This window comes from Streptomyces sp. CNT372 (genome assembly GCF_000377145.1).
Genome location: NZ_KB897776.1, coordinates 64,444 through 80,316 on the forward strand (window position 1 = coordinate 64,444; position 15,873 = coordinate 80,316).

Below are 15,873 nucleotides of genomic sequence, written 5' to 3' on the forward strand. Positions count from 1 at the left end.
GCGCGGTGCCGACGGGTCAGGCGTTCGCCGGTTCCCGGCGGACCGTCGTCGCGATGGTCGCGGAGCCGACGACACGGGTGCCGTCGTAGAGGACGATCGCCTGGCCCGGGGCGACGCCGCGAACCGGCTCGTCGAAGGTGATCCGCAGCTCCGAGCCGTCCACCAGTTCCGCCGTTGCCTCGGTCTCGCCGCCGTGGGCGCGGAGCTGGGCGGTGTAGCGGCCGGGGCCGTCGGGAACGGTGCCGCACCAGCGGGGCTTGATCGCGGTGAGGGCGATGACGTCCAGGGCCTCGGCGGGGCCGACGGTGACCGTGTTGTTCACCGGGGAGATGTCCAGGACGTAGCGCGGCTTGCCGTCCGGCGCGGGGTGCCCGATGCGCAGGCCCTTGCGCTGGCCGATGGTGAAGCCGTACGCGCCCTCGTGGGTGCCGACCTTCGCGCCGCTCTCGTCGACGATGTCACCCTCGGCACGGCCCAGCCGGTTCGCCAGGAAGCCCTGGGTGTCGCCGTCGGCGATGAAGCAGATGTCGTGGCTGTCCGGCTTCTTCGCCACGGCCAGGCCCCGGCGCTCGGCCTCCGCGCGGATCTCGTCCTTGGTGGTGAGGGTGTCCCCGAGCGGGAACAGCGCGTGGGCGAGCTGCCGCTCGTCGAGGACACCGAGGACGTACGACTGGTCCTTGGCCATGTCGCTGGCCCGGTGCAGCTCCCGGTGCCCGTCCTCGCGGACGACCACCGTCGCGTAGTGGCCCGTGCACACCGCGTCGAAGCCGAGGGCGAGCGCCTTGTCCAGCAGGGCCGCGAACTTGATCTTCTCGTTGCAGCGCAGGCAGGGGTTGGGCGTGCGGCCGGCCTCGTACTCGGCGACGAAGTCCTCGACGACGTCCTCACGGAACCGCTCGGCCAGGTCCCACACGTAGAAGGGGATGCCGATGACGTCCGCCGCGCGGCGCGCGTCCCGGGAGTCCTCGATCGTGCAGCAACCGCGCGCGCCGGTGCGGAAGGACTGCGGGTTCGCGGAGAGCGCCAGGTGGACGCCGGTGACGTCGTGGCCCGCCTCGACGGCGCGGGCGGCGGCCACGGCGGAGTCGACGCCGCCGGACATCGCGGCGAGGACGCGGAGGGGACGGGGGGCGGGCCCGGCCGGCGCGGCGGCCGTGGTGGGCCGGTGGGCCGGGGAGGGCTGGGAGGCCGGGGACGTCGGGGAGGTGTCAGTCATAGCGGTACCAGGGTACGGGGCGCGGGAACCGAAAGCTCGTGCGTATGCGTTGTGGTCGGCATGGGGAGCGAGAAGGAGCGCGGCAGCCGGCGCAAGCCCGGGAAGAAGCCGGGCGTGACCAGGCGGGCCGTGCTGATCGGCGGCGGCGCGGCCGTCGTGGGCGGCGGGCTGCTCGCCGAGGACGAGATCCGGCGGCTGTGGCGCGGCATGCCCTGGGCGCGCCCGCCGCGCAAGGAGGGCGAGCTCGATTTCGCGGGTGCGGAGTGGGTCTCGGCGAACGCGGCGAACTGGCGGCTGGCCTGGCGGCCGGACGACTACGAGATCGACCGGGTGGTGATCCACGTCGTGCAGGGCAGCTACGCGACGGCCCTGAAGGTGTTCCGGGACCCGCTGCACAAGGCCGCGACCCACTACGTGGTGCGCAAGGACGGTCACGTCGCGCAGATGATCCGCGAGTTCGACGTCGCCTACCACTGCGGCAACCGCTCCTACAACGAGCGCAGCATCGGCATCGAGCACGAGGGCTTCGTGGACCGCCCGCAGGACTTCACCGGCGCGATGTACGCGGGCTCGGCCCGGCTCACGGCCGACATCTGCGCGCGCCATGACATCCCGGTGGACCGGAAGCACATCGTGGGCCATGTGGAGATCCCGGGCACGGACCACACGGACCCCGGCCCGCACTGGGACTGGGACCGGTACCTGAAGCTGGTGCGGGAGGCCCTGCCGGCGGCGAAGCGGGCGGCGGCGAAGGGGGCGCAGGCGCAGGGCGGCCGGGTGTAGCTGGAGGCGGACCCCGGGGCCCGCGGAACCGGGCGCCGCCGCGCCGCGTCCCTCGTGGGCATGAGCGACGACACGTCGGGGCGGACGTGCGACGGCACGTCGGGGCGGGCCGGCGGCGGCCTGGACAGGTCCGGCACGGCGGAGAACGCCGGCGGCCTCCTCTTCGCCTGCCTCGGCGCCCTGACCGGGCTGGTCGTCTGGGTGCCACGGGCGGCGTTCAGCATCGACGGCGGGTTCGAGGGCCATGCCCGTGACCTGAGCGTCGTCTACCTGGACCTGCCGCTCATCCTGCTCGGCGGCATCGCGATGCCGATGGCCGTCTGGCTCATGACGCTGAGGCGCACACGGCGGCTGTGGCTCGCGGCGCTGGCCACGTCGGCCGCGCTCGCGCTCGGGGTGTGGGGCCTGACCGAGTGGTTGACGCCCCGTCAGCACCCGGACCCCGGGTACGGGCCGGGCATCTGACCGCGCGTCGGCACGGTTCCCGGCCTCGCCACGCCCGGGCCGCGGCGCCGCCGCGCACCGGCGGCGGCGACGTGCGCGGCGGCGCCGCTGCCGGGCCCGGAAGCAGGGGCGCGGCGCGCCCGTGTGTACAGCTCCGGACCCTCGCCGGTACCGGTCCGCGACTCTGGCCTGGTCAGGCCGCGTCCCGGTTCTCCCAGCGGTCCCGGAACCAGGTCAGGCTCCCGGTCAGCAGAGCCCTGTTGCGCGGATCCGCCAGCACGGACAGCGGGAAGCTGGGCCTCAGGTCGAGCTTGCCCTCCGGGATGTCCACACCGTCCATCCTGTTGAGCCGGTCGAGGAGTTCGGCCCGCAACGCCCGCTCGGTGAACGGCTCGCGGGACGCGAGGTACTGGAACACCACTTCGGCCGTGCCTCCGCGTCCGCTGCCCGGGTACAGCGTCAGCGGCCAGATGCCCTTGCCGGGGAGGCCGGCGGCGCCGAGCATCAGGAAGGCGCTGGTGACGGTCCGGCCCGCACCGTGGCCGATCCAGCCGCCGAGGGACACCCACGAGTCGAGCAGCTCGTGCACCGCGCCCACGGTCTCCGGGCTGTCGTCGGCCGCGAGCTGGCTGCGGAAGCGCTCGGCGCGCGTCTTCTCGCCGCCGCCCGCCCCGGCAGCGGTCTGTCCGGCAGCGGTCGTCGCGCCGCCGAGGTCCTCCGGCTCCCCGTCCTCGCTTCCGGCGAGCAGCCGGGCGAGGTCGTCGCCGGACAGCCGCTGTGCCGGGTCGGCTGCTCCGGCGGCGGTGAAGTGGATTCCCTCGGCGGTCAGCCGGGCGCGGACGTCCGCGCCCTCGTCCTGGGGTGTGGCCCAGCGGAAGCCGTCGGAGACCCGTCCCTCGGTGTTGAGCACCCGGTGCGCGTTGATGACCCCCGGCGTGTTGGCGAGGTGGTTGCCCACTGCCTGCGGCCCGGAGCCGAGGAAGGCGGCCAGGTCGCCGTACGAGGTCCAGGTACCCCGGGGCAGTGCGGCGAGGACCTGATGGGCGAGGTGCCAGTCCCGGGAGCGCTCGGCGCGGCGGGCGTCCCGCAACGGGGCGGGCCACAGGACTGCGGCGCGCTCGGCGAGGTCGTCGGCACGGGCGAGGATCTCGGCGGCGCCCCACCGCTCGGTGGCGGCGATGCGCCGGTTCATCTCGAGGTGGCTGGCTTTCAGCAGGTCCTGCTTGCGCTCGAACGGGTGGTTGGACAGTTCCGAGTTGACGGCCGTGAGGGTGAGGTTGCCCAGGGTGTGCTGGAGCCGGGCGTGCAGTTCCCCCGCGCTCTCCCCGCCGTGCGTGTCCTCGTCGAGCATCCGCAGCCACTCGTCGCCGGGCACCTGCGGCATCACGTGCTCGATGGTCAGCTGCGCGGCCGCGAAGTCGACGGGCTCGGGGTGGCCGTAGCTCTCCTCCAGCCGCTGCAGCACGAGCCGGCGCTGGTTCGGGCGCCCGTACTGATAGAAGGGCGCGCTCCGGATCTTCTCCCGTAGTTCGCGGTCGTCGGGCCAGAAGCGGTTGTCGGAGGAGAGCAGCCGGTGCAGACCGTCCGCGACGGCGACGTCGCGGGGCAACTGCGCTGGCACCGACTGGAAGATCCGGTTGAGGTTGTTCGTCGGCACCCGGCAGATGGTGCGGCGCACCAGGAAGCTCTCGACGTAGGACAGGGCGCGCGCCGTCTCCGGGTCGTCGAGCTCCCCCCGCTCGCGCCGGTCGAGCAGCAGCATCAAGGCAGGGTAGGTGACCATCGCCTGCCAGTCGTGCAGCCGTCGCAGGTGGGCGCGGACCTCCGGCGACGGCTCCTCCCCCGGGTGGATCATCTTCCGGAAGTGGGTGCTCCGCCGGTGGAGTTCCCTGATGTACTCCTCGATCTCCTTCTCGCCGGCCTCGCCCTTCTCGAAGCGCTGCTGCTGTGCCGTGTACAGGTCCTGGCGGCGGACGCGGTCATCGCCGTCGAGCACCAGGTGCAGCCACATGAGCTGTTCGAGTTCCTCGTTGCTGAGGCTGTGCTGCAAGGGCAGCCAGTACGTCTCGTAGACGTGCTCGCCGCGCGTCGGCAGTCGCATGAAGAGGTAGTTGCGCAGCAGGTCCGCCTGGCTGAGCTTGAGCCCGGTGTTGTTGAGCGACTCGAAGATGCGGTGGACGTTGTCGCCGCGCTCCGCCGTCACGACCACGAGCGTCAGCCGGGAGGTGATCGCCTCCTCGATGCGCAGCACGTCCTGGGACGTCGCCGGGTCCTCGGCCTGGACGAGCTTGCGGCGGAAGAAGCTGTACGCGGCGACGACGCTGTCCCCGGCACCGTGGTCCGCACTGGTGCCGTTCACCTGCGCCGCGTACTGGGCCCGGTCGGCCTGCGTCGGCAGCAGGCGGAAGCGGTCGTTCCCGTTCTTGCGCTTGTTGACGAGGTAGTCCTCCTCGATCCGGTCGGCCTCGTCGGGCTGCGCCTCGGCGACGTGGTCACGGATCGCGGCCAGCGCGAGGGACAGTGTGGTGAGCCGCTGCTGTCCGTCGACGACCAGCCACCGGTTGAACGTCGCCGCGTTCTGTGGGGACGGCGCCAGCACGACCGAGCCGAGGAAGTGCGTGCTCCCCCCATCCCCGTCCTCCAGCAGCTCGGCCTGCTCGACGATGTCGTCCCACAACTGGGCGAGTTGCCGCTCCGACCAGGAGTACGTCCGCTGGTACAGCGGCACTTGGAACTGCTGCGTCTTGCCCTGGACGAGGTCGGCGAACAACGTCTCTTTGGCCTGCATCGTGGATCCGGCTCCTGGTCTTCTCGTCTGCGGCTACACCCGCGGCCGACGATATGACCTCCTCACCCGAAGTTGCGGCGTTCCGACGGAATACCCACATCCGGGCGCGAAACCGGGTGACCCACCGGGTGCGGGCCGTAACCTGCGGGGGGGGGGGAGGTCCGGCGGGCGGACGTGCGGGGCGGACCGGAAGCCGGGGGCCCGGACGGATGAATGCGCGCGCACGCGACTCGCCCACCCGACCCGCACCGAATCCGGCACCAGCCCTGCAAGGAGTCGCCGTGGACGACGAGATTCAGCTCATCAGTGACGGTGACGGCCTGGCCGTCCTCGGGTGTCCGACGGCGGTCGAACGCTTCCTCGTGTCCGAGGGACTGCCGTCGAAGGACCTGGGGCTGCGCCGGCTCCGGTCCGTCGTCGGAGACGTGGCCGCGGCCGCCCGAGCGGGTTCCGACATGGCCGCCGCTTCGGGTCGCTGGGTGAAACTGACCAAGGAGACCGCGCAGCGGATAGACGCGTACGGGCTGCGGAAGAGCGGCGCTTCGGGCCTCAGCACGGGTGTGCTGCGGGGCGAGAAGGGCCGGATCAAGGGATTCGTCGAGTTCGCGCAAGGCCCAGCGGGCAAGCTGGGCAACCCGGCACGCCTGGCCGGTGTCGCGACGGTCATGGCGCAACTCGCGATGCAGCAGGCCATGGACGAGGTCACCGAGTATCTCGCCGCCATCGACGCGAAGGTCGACGACGTGCTCCGCGCCCAGCAGGACGCCGCACTGGCGGGGATGATCGGCGTGGACCTCGTTATCGAGGAGGCGATGACCGTCCGGGAGCAGGTGGGACGGGTCTCCGAGATCACCTGGTCGAAGGTGCAGGGCGCGTCGGCGACGATCGCGGCGACCCAGGCGTACGCGGTGCGCCGACTCGACGCGCTCGCGGCAAGAGTGGAGAGCGGGACCAAGGTCGGCGATCTCGCCAGGGCGTCCGGAGAGGCCGAGGCCAGGGCCCAGGAGTGGCTGGCCGTGCTGGCTCGCTGCTTCCAGTTGCAGGACGCGATCGCCGTCATCGAACTCGATCGGGTACTGGACGCGGCCCCGGAGGAGCTGGAGCGGCATCGCCTGGGACTGCGGACCGCTCGGCAGAACCGGCAGGAGCTGATCGCGCGGTGCACCGAGCGCTTGATCGCCTGTATGACCGAGGCTGCCGGCACGGCCAACGCCAAGGTACTGCTGCACCCGAACGCCTCCCGGGACGTGGTGCACGCGAGCAACCACGTCGAGGGGAACGTCGTCGAGTTCCAGGGGCGGCTCGGCATCGAACGCGGGCGGCAGACGCTGGAGGCGCGGCGATGGGGCGAAGCGGCGGCGGAGGTGCGGGACCTGGTCCTCGTGAAGGGAGCGGAAGGCGTCGACGCGGCTCGGCGTTTTCGTAACGGAACCCTCGACCGGGCCAGGACCGCCACGGGCAGGCTGTCCAACGGGATCGCCGAGCGAGCACGGCGTGGCCCCGGTAAGAACGAGGAGGGCTGAGGCCGGGCCTCCGGACGTCGCCCCTCGCGCCTCGCCCCCTCGTCGCACGGCGTGCCGCACGGCCCGGCCGGTCCGAGACCGCCAGGTCGCTTACGTCAGCCCCGCCGTCCGGGCGCGGGCGACCGCCGGGCCGATGGCGGCCGCGACCGCGTCCACGTCGGCCTTGGCGGAGGTGTGGCCGAGGCTGAAGCGGAGGGTGCCGCGGGCCAGGTCCGGGTCGGTTCCGGTGGCGAGGAGGACGTGGCTGGGCTGGGCGACGCCCGCGGTGCAGGCGGAGCCGGTCGAGCACTCGATGCCCTGGGCGTCGAGCAGCAGGAGGAGGGAGTCGCCCTCGCAGCCGGGGAAGGTGAAGTGGGCGTTGGCCGGGAGGCGGTCGTGCGGGTCGCCGCCGAGGACGGCGTCCGGGACGGCCTCGCGCACGGCGCGGACCAGGTCGTCGCGCAGGGCCCCGATGTCGCGGGCGAACTCCTCGCGGCGCTCGGCGGCGAGCCGGCCGGCGACGGCGAAGGAGGCGACGGCGGGGACGTCCAGGGTGCCGGAGCGCACATGCCGCTCCTGGCCGCCGCCGTGCAGCACGGGCACGGGGCTGTACTCGCGGCCCAGCAGCAGCGCGCCGATCCCGTACGGGCCGCCGATCTTGTGGCCCGAGACGGTCATCGCGGCGAGCCCGGACGCGGCGAAGTCCACGTCGAGCTGGCCGTACGCCTGGACCGCGTCCGCGTGCAGCGGGATGCCGGACTCGGCGGCCACGTCGGCCAGTTCGCGGACCGGCATGACGGTGCCGATCTCGTTGTTGGCCCACATCACGGTGGCGAGGGCCACGTCGTCGGGGTCGCGGGCGATCGCCTCGCGCAGCGCGTCGGGGTGCACGCGGCCGTACGCGTCGACCGGCAGGTACTCGACGGTGGCGCCCTCGTGGGCGGCGAGCCAGTCGACGGCGTCGAGGACCGCGTGGTGTTCGACGGGGCTGGCCAGGACGCGGGTGCGGGCCGGGTCGGCGTCCCGGCGGGACCAGTAGAGGCCCTTGACCGCGAGGTTGTCGGCCTCGGTGCCGCCGGAGGTGAGAACGACCTCGCTGGGCCTGGCGCCCAGGGACTCGGCGAGGGTCTCGCGGGCCTCCTCGACGGTGCGGCGGGCCCGGCGCCCGGCCGCGTGCAGTGAGGACGCGTTGCCGGTGACGGCGAGGTGGGCGTTCAGCGCCTCGATCGCCTCCGGAAGCATCGGAGTCGTCGCGGCGTGGTCGAGGTAAGCCATGGTGGCCACGATTCTACGAGGCCGGTGCGGGGGCGCGGACCGGCGCAGGGGTGCACGCTCGTCCTGCGTGCGCCCCGTCGGGGGCGGGGGCGGCTCTCCCCCGGTGGCGGCGGGTCTCCGGCGGCAGGTCCTGCGACGGGCCCGGCGGCGGCCTGCGCGAGAGGGCCGGAGTGGGCGCCCGGCCCGGGCGGCCTGTGCGAGACGGCGGGCGTGGACGGCCGCGTCAGGCGCCGAAGCCCCAGACGACGGATCCGCCGGCGGTGACCACGACGGCCAGGACGACGAGGTCGGCGACGCCGAGCGCGAGGCCGAGCAGGGCGCGTCCGCGGCGGGCGGTGCCGCGCAGAAGGGCGAGAGCGCCGAGCACCACGGCGGCCGGGCCGAGCACGAGGTTCATCACGAGCAGGCCGACGAGGCCGAGGACGAAGGCGGCGACGGCCATCCCGTCGGCGTCCTTGCGGCGGGCGGCAGCGGCGGCGGGGAGGTCGTCCTCCCGCCCAGGAGCGTCGGCGGATGTGCCCGCGGACGCGCCTGCGGACGCGTGCCGCTCGCGGGTCGGCGCGGGTTCCTGCCTGGTCCCGGCCGCGGCGCCGGGGCCGCGCTCTGCCCCGGTCTCGGACTTGGCCCCGGTCTCGGGCTCGGCCCCGGTCTCGGACTTGGCCCCGGTCTCGGGCTTGGCGAAGGGCGTGAGGAGAGTCATGAGGGCGTTTCTCCTTTCGGGTCGGTCCCGCCGGACGGTCCCGCCGGACCGTTTACCGGTTCGGGTTCGGCGGCAGTTCCGGTCAGTGGCGCGCGGTCCGGCGGCGCTTGGCCCGGTACTCGCGCGCGGCGAAGACGAGCAGCCAGCACGCGATGACGGTGCCGGCGACGAGGGAGACGGACGCGGGGACATGGGCCACGGTCCCCAGCAGGATGCCCAGGAGGAGCAGGGCGGCGACGAGGACTACCACGGTCTTCCTTCCTGTGAACGGCGAACGGCGAACGGCGAACACTTCCGGTGAGGGCCCGGGCGCTACCGGAGCCTTCGGAGTACGTATGTTCACTGACTGAGGAGTCTACACTTCCCCATTCGGGATTACGGTTGTTTACTGAATGCCATGAGTCACACTCTCGGAATCCGCCAGGCCCAGAAGTTGAAGACCCGTCAGGCGCTGATGGACGCCGCCCTGCGGCTGCTGGAGACGCAGAGCCTGAGCAGCGTGGGCCTGCGGGAGGTGACGCGCACGGTCGGCGTCACGCCGACCGCGTTCTACCGGCACTTCCGGGACATGGCGGACCTCGGCATCGCCCTCGTCGAGGAGACGCTCGGCAGTCTGCACGCCACGATCGGCGAGGCGCTGGAGGAGCGGACGGACGAGGACCGGATCGACCGCTCGGTGGAACTCGTTGCCGAGCTGGTGCGCGCCTTCCCCGCCCATGTGCGCTTCGTCGCCCGGGAGCGGCACGGCGGGGTGGCCCCGGTGCGCCGGGCGATCGGCGAGCAGTTGCGGCAGTTCGGGGACGAGGTCGCGGCTGCCTTCGCGGACCAGCCGGAGTGGGCCGGGTGGAGCGAGGACGATCTGCGGATGGTCGCGGGGATGTACGTCGACCACATGGTGATGACGGCCTCGGCCCTGCTGGAGGCGGAGGGCGCCGAGGGCAGGGCGGAGGTGAGCCGGCTGGCGCGTCGGCGGCTCAGGCTGATCAGCCTCGGCCGGCGCCACTGGCTGGACTGAGCACGGGACCGACCGGGCGCGGGGGGCCGGGCGGGCGCGCCCGCGCAGCGAGATGCCCCCGCTCCGGCAGCAGCCGGGGCGGGGGCATCAGGGCGGCAAGGAGTGTCCGGCGGATCGTGGGCCCTGCCACGATCCCCCGGACAGGGGTTCAGACCCGCGGGGCCCGCGCCAGCTGGCGGGACTGGGCGACGAGACGGTCCGCGGAGTCCCAGACCTCCGCGTCCTCCTCCAGGAAGCCGCCCGCGAGGTTGCGCGTGGTGATCGACACCCGCAGCGGGCCCGGGGCCGGGCGGCAGCGGACGTGTGTGGTCAGCTCGATCGTCGGGGTCCAGCCGGGCAGACCGAGTTCGAACGAGGTCGGCGGCAGGGCGTCCACGGTGAGCAGCAGGGACAGCGGGTCGGCGGCGCGGCCGTCGGCGAGCCCGAACCAGCCGCGCATCTCCCCCTTGCCGGAGGGCGCGCCGACGGCCCAGCCCACGGTCGCCGGGTCCAGCCTGATGTCCAGCCGCTCGGTGATCGCCGAACTGCCGGGAATCGGCGCCGGGCCGTCGGCCGGGCCGAGGCAGTGCTCGATCGGCGGGATGGAGGGCGGCTTGGCAACGGTGCGCACGTCCGGGCTGAGGGCGTCGAGGTCGCCGTAGGTGGCGAGGACGCGGATGCGCTCGACCTCGGTGCCGTCCTCGGCGATCTGGAGCAGGGACGCCTGACCGGTGGAGAGGGTGCGGCCGGTGCGGACGGTCTCGGTCCGGATGATCGCGGGGCCCGGCTGGGAGGCCGTCAGATAGTGGGCCGAGACCGTGAACGGGTCCGGGTGGGGCAGCGCGTCGCCGAGCGCGCGGCCCAGCATCGCCAGCAGATAGCCGCCGTTCACGGCGTGGATGATCGTCCAGCCCGCCGAGAGCTCCGCGTCGTAGACGCCCGGCTCCCCGGCCCGCCGGGTGACGGCGGTGTCGCGGTCGAACTCACTGTCCCCGACGGTCGCCTGCGTCGCCTGTACCTGTGCCATGGCGGTACCGTACAACAAACAAATACTAAGCGGTAGCTTTTTGCGGGACTCCGAGCTTCGGGGTCACTCCTCCACCGCCTCGGACCGGCGGTTCCACGCCCGCGGCGCGCGCCAGTGGTAGTGCAGGGCCAGCAGACGCAGCGAGAACGCGGCCACGACCGCGAGGCCGCTGGTGAAGGCGTTCAGGGCGTCGAAGCGGATGAAGAGGACGACCATGGTCGCGCCCACGATGGCCGGCACCGCGTAGAGGTCCCGGTCCCAGCGCAGCAGCGAGGGCACCTCGTTGGCGAGGACGTCGCGCAGCACACCGCCGCCGACCGCCGTGGCGAGACCGAGGCAGGCGGACGGGGTGAGGCCGAGGCCGTACTCGTACGCCTTGGTGGTGCCGGTGACGCAGAACAGCCCGAGGCCGGCCGCGTCGAAGACGTTCACGCCCCGCTGGATGCGTTCGACGTGCGGGTGCAGGAAGAACACGAGCCCGGTCGCGACCAGCGGCATCAGGAAGTAGCCGAGATCGGTGAAGGCGGCGGGCGGGACCGCGCCGATGATCAGGTCGCGGAACAGCCCTCCGCCCAGCGCCGTGGCCTCGGCCAGGACGGCCATGCCGAAGACGTCGAAGTTCTTGCGTACGGCGAGCAGCGCCCCCGAGATCGCGAAGACGAAGATCCCCGCGAGCTCGAGGGCGTGCTGGACGGAGGGCGTGAAGAGGTCTGGGAACACCGGACAGTTCTACCGCGTCCCGCGCGGGGTCCCTGTCCGGCACCCCTTCGGCCGGACCGGTCAGCCCTTCGGGGACACCTTGCCGTCGTCCCCGCCCGGCACCGGATCGGCCCCGGCGTCCCCGTCGGCGTTCTCCCCAGGCTCCGCGTCCGACGCCTTCGCCGCCGCGTCCGAGGCACCCGCCGCCGCGTCCGGGCCACCCGTGGGCACGGCGTCCGCCGGCTCCGCGTCCTTCACCGGCTCCGCGTCCTTCGCCCGCTCGGTGTCCGCCGGATCGGGCTCCGGCGACTGCGCCGGGATCGCCACCGAGAGAGGGTCCGCGACCTTCTCCGTGACCTCGGCCTCCTTCGTCGCCACCGCCTTCGTGGCGACGACCGCCTCGATACCCGTGGAGCGGGTCTGCTCGACCGTGCCCGCCTCGATCTCGCGCGCGAAGTGGCAGGCCACCTTGTGCCCGTCGCCGAGGTCGGTGAGCGCCGGGCGCTCCCGGCCGCAGCGGTCCTGCGCCCAGGGGCACCGGGTGTGGAAGCGGCAGCCGGCCGGCGGGTTCGCCGGGGAGGGGAGGTCGCCCGCGAGCAGGATGCGCTCGCGCCGGTCCTCCACCTCCGGGTCGGGCACCGGCACCGCCGACATCAGGGCCTTGGTGTACGGGTGCTTCGGCGCCGCGTACAGCGCGTCGCTCGGCGCCTCCTCCACCAGGCCGCCCAGGTACATCACGCCGATGACGTCCGAGATGTGCCGGACCACGGCGAGGTCGTGGGCGATGACCAGGTACGTCAGACCCAGCGACTCCTGGAGTTCCTCCAGCAGGTTGATGACCTGTGCCTGCACCGAGACGTCCAGCGCGGACACCGGCTCGTCGCAGATGATCACGTCCGGCTCCAGGACGAGCGCCCGCGCGATGCCGATGCGCTGGCGCTGGCCGCCGGAGAACTCGTGCGGGTACCGGGACAGGGCGTTGGCCGGGAGGCCGACCTTGGCCAGGATCTCCTTGATCTTCTCCCGGCGCTCGGACTGGTCCTTGCCGATCCCGTGCGCGGCCATGCCCTCACTGAGGATCGACTCGATGTTCTGGCGCGGGTTGAGGCTGCCCAGCGGGTCCTGGAAGACCATCTGGAGGCGGCGGCGGAAGCTCCGCATCTCCTCGCCGGGCAGCTTCGCGAGGTCCGTGCCGTCGAAGACGACCTCGCCGTCGGTGATGTCCACCAGCCGCAGGACGGCCCGCCCCAGGGTCGTCTTGCCGCAGCCGGACTCGCCCACCAGGCCGTAGGTCTGGCCGGCCTCGACCTTGAGGGAGACGCCGTCGACCGCGTAGACGTGCCCGACCGTGCGGTCGAACAGGATCCCCTTGCGGACCGGGAAGTGGACCTTGACGTCGTCGAGTTCGAGCAGACTCATGCCGAGACCTCCGCCTGGGGCGTGGGAAGGACCGGGTTGACGCAGCGCACCTGGTGGCCCGCGGCGCGTGGTTCGGTCAGTTCGGGGGTGCCCGTCAGGCACTCCAGCGTGTAGTGGTCGCAGCGCGGTGCGAAGGCGCAGCCGTCGGCCCAGGCGATGCGGTCGTTGATGGAGCCGCGGATCGGGCTGAGCGGTTCACCGCGCGGGGCGTCGAGGCGGGGGATGGAGCCCAGCAGCCCGTGCGCGTACGGGTGGGTCGGGTGGGCGAACAGTTCGCGCCGGCCCGCCGACTCGACCGCGCGGCCCGCGTAGAGGACGTTGACCTGGTCGCAGAGGCCGGCCACCACACCCAGGTCGTGGGTGATCATCAGCAGGGCGGTGCCCTCCTCGTCGACCAGTTCCTTGAGGAGCTCCAGGATCTGGGCCTGGATGGTGACGTCCAGGGCCGTGGTCGGCTCGTCCGCGATCAGCATGCGGGGCGCGCAGGCGACCGCCATGGCGATCAGAGCACGCTGGCGCATACCGCCCGACAGCTGGTGGGGGTACTCCTTCAGCCGCCGGGTCGGGTCGGGGATGCCGACCCGGTCCAGCAGATGGGCGGCCTCCTTGCGGGCGGCCTCCCCCTTCAGACCTCGGTGGCGCTGGAGGATCTCGGTGACCTGGACGCCGATGGGGACGACCGGGTTCAGCGAGGACAGCGGGTCCTGGAAGATCATCGCGAGCTGGCTGCCGCGCAGGTCGCGCCGCTTGCGCGGGTTCATCGTCAGCAGGTCCTGGCCGTCGAACTCGGCCCGGCCGCCGATCCGGACGCCCTTGGCGGGCAGCAGGCCCATCAGGGCGAGGGAGGTGACGGACTTGCCGCAGCCCGACTCGCCCACCAGGCCCACGACCTGGCCCTGGTCGACGTCGAAGGAGACGCCGTCCACGGCCGTGGAGTCCTTGCGGCCCTTGGCGGTGAAAGTGACGCTGAGTTCGTTGACGGAGAGCAGTGCCATGGGACTTCAGCCTCGCAGCTTCGGGTCGAGGGCTTCGCGCATGGCCTCGCCGAGCAGGGTGAAGCCAAGGGCGGTGATGATGATTCCGACCGCCGGGTAGACCGCCATCATCGGCTCGTTGTCGAAGAAGCGCTGCGCCTGGGAGAGCATCACGCCCCACTCGGGGATGGCCGGGTCGGGGTTGCCGAGGCCCAGGTAGGACAGGGCGGCGGCCTCGATGATCGCGGTGGCGAGGCTCAGCGTCGCCTGGACGATCACCGGGCTCAGCGAGTTCGGCAGGATCTGGGTGAGCACGATCCGCTTCTTCCGCACCCCGAGGGCCTTCGCCGCGAGGACGTAGTCCGCGCCGCCCTGGGCGAGCATCGAACCGCGCAGCAGGCGGGCGAAGATCGGAATCTGGACGACACCGACGGCGATCATCACGGTGGTCAGGGACTGGCCCATGACCGCCGCGATGGAGACCGCCAGCAGCAGTGACGGCAGGGACAGCATGATGTCGGTGATGCGCATGATCACGGTGTCGACGCGTCGGCCGACGCGTCCGCCGAGGGTGGCGGCGGCCCCGGAGACCACACCCACCGAGGCGCCGACGATCAGGCCGATGAGCATCGAGACGACGCCGACGAGCAGGGTCTGCCGGGCGCCGACGAGCATCCGGGAGAACATGTCGCGGCCGAGGTGGTCGAGCCCGAACCAGTTCTCGCCGCGCATGCCGACGAACTTGCCCTGGTTGGCCAGGACATCGCCGCGCCAGGTCTGCGCGGTGGGGGTGTGCGGGGCGATCCAGGGCCCGATGATCGCGAGCACCACGAACGCGGCGATGATGGCGGCACCGATGATCGCCATCTTGCTGCCGCGCAGCCGCCGCATGGCCTCGCGCCAGAGGCTGGCGCCGCTGGTGGCCTCGGAGGACTGCATCAGCTCGGCGAGCCGGTCGATCTTGTCGGCCTTCTTGGTCAAGGTCGTCACGTCAGTGCACCCGCACTCTCGGGTCGATGAGGCTGTACGCGAGGTCGACCAGCAGGTTGATGACCACGTACACCATCGCGATGAAGAGGATGAATCCGACGAGCACCGGGTAGTCGCGCGCGTCGATCGAGGTGCGGATGAAGGAGCCGATGCCGCCGAAGGAGAACACCGACTCGGTGAGGACCGCGCCGGACAGCAGGCTGCCGGTCAGCAGGCCGACGGCCGTGATCACCGGGAGCATCGCGTTGCGCAGGACGTGCCGGCCGCGGACGACCCGCTTCTCCAGCCCCTTGGACTCGGCGGTGCGGACGTAGTCCTCGCCGAGGACTTCCAGGACGCTCGCCCGGGTCATGCGCACGATCACCGCGAGGGGGATGGAGGCGAGGGCGACGGCGGGGAGGATCAGGTGCACGATCGCGTCCCAGCTGGCGTCGAGTTCACCGGTGAGCAGGCCGTCGAGGATCGCGAAGCCCGTCACATCGGTGGCGTCGAGTCCGGTGGAGAGGCGTCCGTAGCTGGGGAACCAGCCGAGCTGGACGGCGAAGACGCCCTTGAGCAGCAGGGCCAGGAAGAAGACCGGGATGCAGATCCCGATGAGCGAACCGGAGACGGAGGCCACGTCGAGCCAGCCACCGCGGTGCTTCGCCGCCAGGTATCCGAGGGGGATGCCGACGACGACGGCGATGAGGATCGCCGCGACGCTGAGTTCCACGGTGGCCGGGAAGCGCAGCGTGAACTCCTCCCACACCGGCTGGCCGGTCTGGGTGGAGGTGCCGAGGTCGAGTTCGAAGATGCGCTTGAGGAAGCGCCAGTACTGGATGTGGACGGGCTCGTCGAGTCCCAGAGCCCGGTTGATGCGCGCCACTTCGGCTTCGGTCGCCCGCTCGCCCAGGATCGCTGAGGCGGGTCCGCCGGGCAGCCGGTTCAGCCACAGGAAAAGCAGAACCGACAGGCCGAGCAGGGTGGGAATGAGCTGTAGCAGTCTTCTGACGACAAGTCGCAGCACCCCGCATGCCCCTTTCTCACTATGCGTTGATGCAGGTCCGCCCGGCCACGGAAGTA

General features: G+C 72.3%; 15 protein-coding genes. 4 read left to right on the top strand and 11 right to left on the bottom strand.

What is annotated here, in order from left to right:
* Positions 1-16 precede the first annotated feature (16 nt).
* Positions 17-1,216 (bottom strand): tRNA 2-thiouridine(34) synthase MnmA, encoded by a 1,200-nt coding sequence (gene mnmA, locus C593_RS0100255; protein ID WP_018845293.1) that lies wholly within the window; start codon positions 1,214-1,216, stop codon positions 17-19.
* A gap of 60 nt (positions 1,217-1,276) precedes the next feature.
* Here mnmA and C593_RS0100260 point away from each other — a divergent pair, with 60 nt between their 5' ends.
* Both C593_RS0100260 and C593_RS0100265 read left to right on the top strand, forming a co-directional pair.
* Positions 1,277-1,999 carry a peptidoglycan recognition protein family protein gene (locus C593_RS0100260; RefSeq protein ID WP_026277215.1) on the top strand — a complete coding sequence of 241 codons (723 nt, stop codon included), beginning with the start codon at positions 1,277-1,279 and terminating at the stop codon, positions 1,997-1,999.
* A gap of 60 nt (positions 2,000-2,059) precedes the next feature.
* On the top strand, positions 2,060-2,464 hold the full coding sequence (locus C593_RS0100265) for a hypothetical protein (RefSeq protein ID WP_018845295.1): 405 nt from the start codon (positions 2,060-2,062) through the stop codon (positions 2,462-2,464).
* Between the two features lie 172 nt (positions 2,465-2,636).
* Here C593_RS0100265 and C593_RS0100270 read toward each other — a convergent pair whose 3' ends face one another.
* Complete coding sequence (locus C593_RS0100270) at positions 2,637-5,231, bottom strand: GmrSD restriction endonuclease domain-containing protein (protein WP_018845296.1); 2,595 nt, start codon at positions 5,229-5,231, stop codon at positions 2,637-2,639.
* A 281-nt stretch (positions 5,232-5,512) separates the two neighbouring features.
* Between C593_RS0100270 and C593_RS0100275 the strand changes: the two genes are divergently transcribed.
* Positions 5,513-6,754, top strand: coding sequence for a hypothetical protein (locus C593_RS0100275; protein ID WP_018845297.1), 1,242 nt, complete (start codon positions 5,513-5,515; stop codon positions 6,752-6,754).
* Between the two features lie 90 nt (positions 6,755-6,844).
* Here C593_RS0100275 and C593_RS0100280 read toward each other — a convergent pair whose 3' ends face one another.
* From C593_RS0100280 to C593_RS33200, 3 genes are all read right to left on the bottom strand, one after another.
* Positions 6,845-8,008: a cysteine desulfurase family protein gene (locus tag C593_RS0100280; RefSeq protein ID WP_026277216.1), complete on the bottom strand. Its 1,164-nt coding sequence runs from the start codon at positions 8,006-8,008 to the stop codon at positions 6,845-6,847.
* Positions 8,009-8,231: 223 nt separating this feature from the next.
* Positions 8,232-8,708, bottom strand: a complete 477-nt coding sequence (locus C593_RS33515) for a hypothetical protein (protein WP_018845299.1) — start codon at positions 8,706-8,708, stop codon at positions 8,232-8,234.
* Positions 8,709-8,790: 82 nt separating this feature from the next.
* The gene (locus C593_RS33200) at positions 8,791-8,958 is read right to left on the bottom strand and encodes a hypothetical protein (protein ID WP_018845300.1); all 168 of its coding nucleotides are present in this window, start codon (positions 8,956-8,958) and stop codon (positions 8,791-8,793) included.
* Positions 8,959-9,105: 147 nt separating this feature from the next.
* Between C593_RS33200 and C593_RS0100295 the strand changes: the two genes are divergently transcribed.
* On the top strand, positions 9,106-9,723 hold the full coding sequence (locus tag C593_RS0100295; protein WP_018845301.1) for a TetR family transcriptional regulator: 618 nt from the start codon (positions 9,106-9,108) through the stop codon (positions 9,721-9,723).
* 148 nt (positions 9,724-9,871) lie between these two features.
* Here C593_RS0100295 and C593_RS0100300 read toward each other — a convergent pair whose 3' ends face one another.
* The 6 genes from C593_RS0100300 to C593_RS0100325 all read right to left on the bottom strand — a co-directional run bounded on the left by C593_RS0100300 (position 9,872) and on the right by C593_RS0100325 (position 15,817).
* Positions 9,872-10,729: a thioesterase family protein gene (locus tag C593_RS0100300; RefSeq protein WP_018845302.1), complete on the bottom strand. Its 858-nt coding sequence runs from the start codon at positions 10,727-10,729 to the stop codon at positions 9,872-9,874.
* Between the two features lie 63 nt (positions 10,730-10,792).
* Positions 10,793-11,449: a trimeric intracellular cation channel family protein gene (locus tag C593_RS0100305; protein ID WP_018845303.1), complete on the bottom strand. Its 657-nt coding sequence runs from the start codon at positions 11,447-11,449 to the stop codon at positions 10,793-10,795.
* A gap of 60 nt (positions 11,450-11,509) precedes the next feature.
* Positions 11,510-12,847 carry an oligopeptide/dipeptide ABC transporter ATP-binding protein gene (locus C593_RS0100310; protein WP_018845304.1) on the bottom strand — a complete coding sequence of 446 codons (1,338 nt, stop codon included), beginning with the start codon at positions 12,845-12,847 and terminating at the stop codon, positions 11,510-11,512.
* A complete protein-coding gene (locus C593_RS0100315) occupies positions 12,844-13,842 on the bottom strand; it encodes an ABC transporter ATP-binding protein (RefSeq protein ID WP_018845305.1) in 999 nt (332 codons plus the stop codon). The genes C593_RS0100310 and C593_RS0100315 overlap by 4 nt, the downstream gene beginning before the upstream one ends.
* Positions 13,843-13,848: 6 nt before the next feature.
* A complete protein-coding gene (locus C593_RS0100320; RefSeq protein ID WP_018845306.1) occupies positions 13,849-14,811 on the bottom strand; it encodes an ABC transporter permease in 963 nt (320 codons plus the stop codon).
* A 1-nt stretch (position 14,812) separates the two neighbouring features.
* Entirely contained in the window at positions 14,813-15,817 is a 1,005-nt protein-coding gene (locus tag C593_RS0100325; protein ID WP_018845307.1) for an ABC transporter permease, read from the bottom strand.
* Positions 15,818-15,873 lie beyond the last annotated feature (56 nt).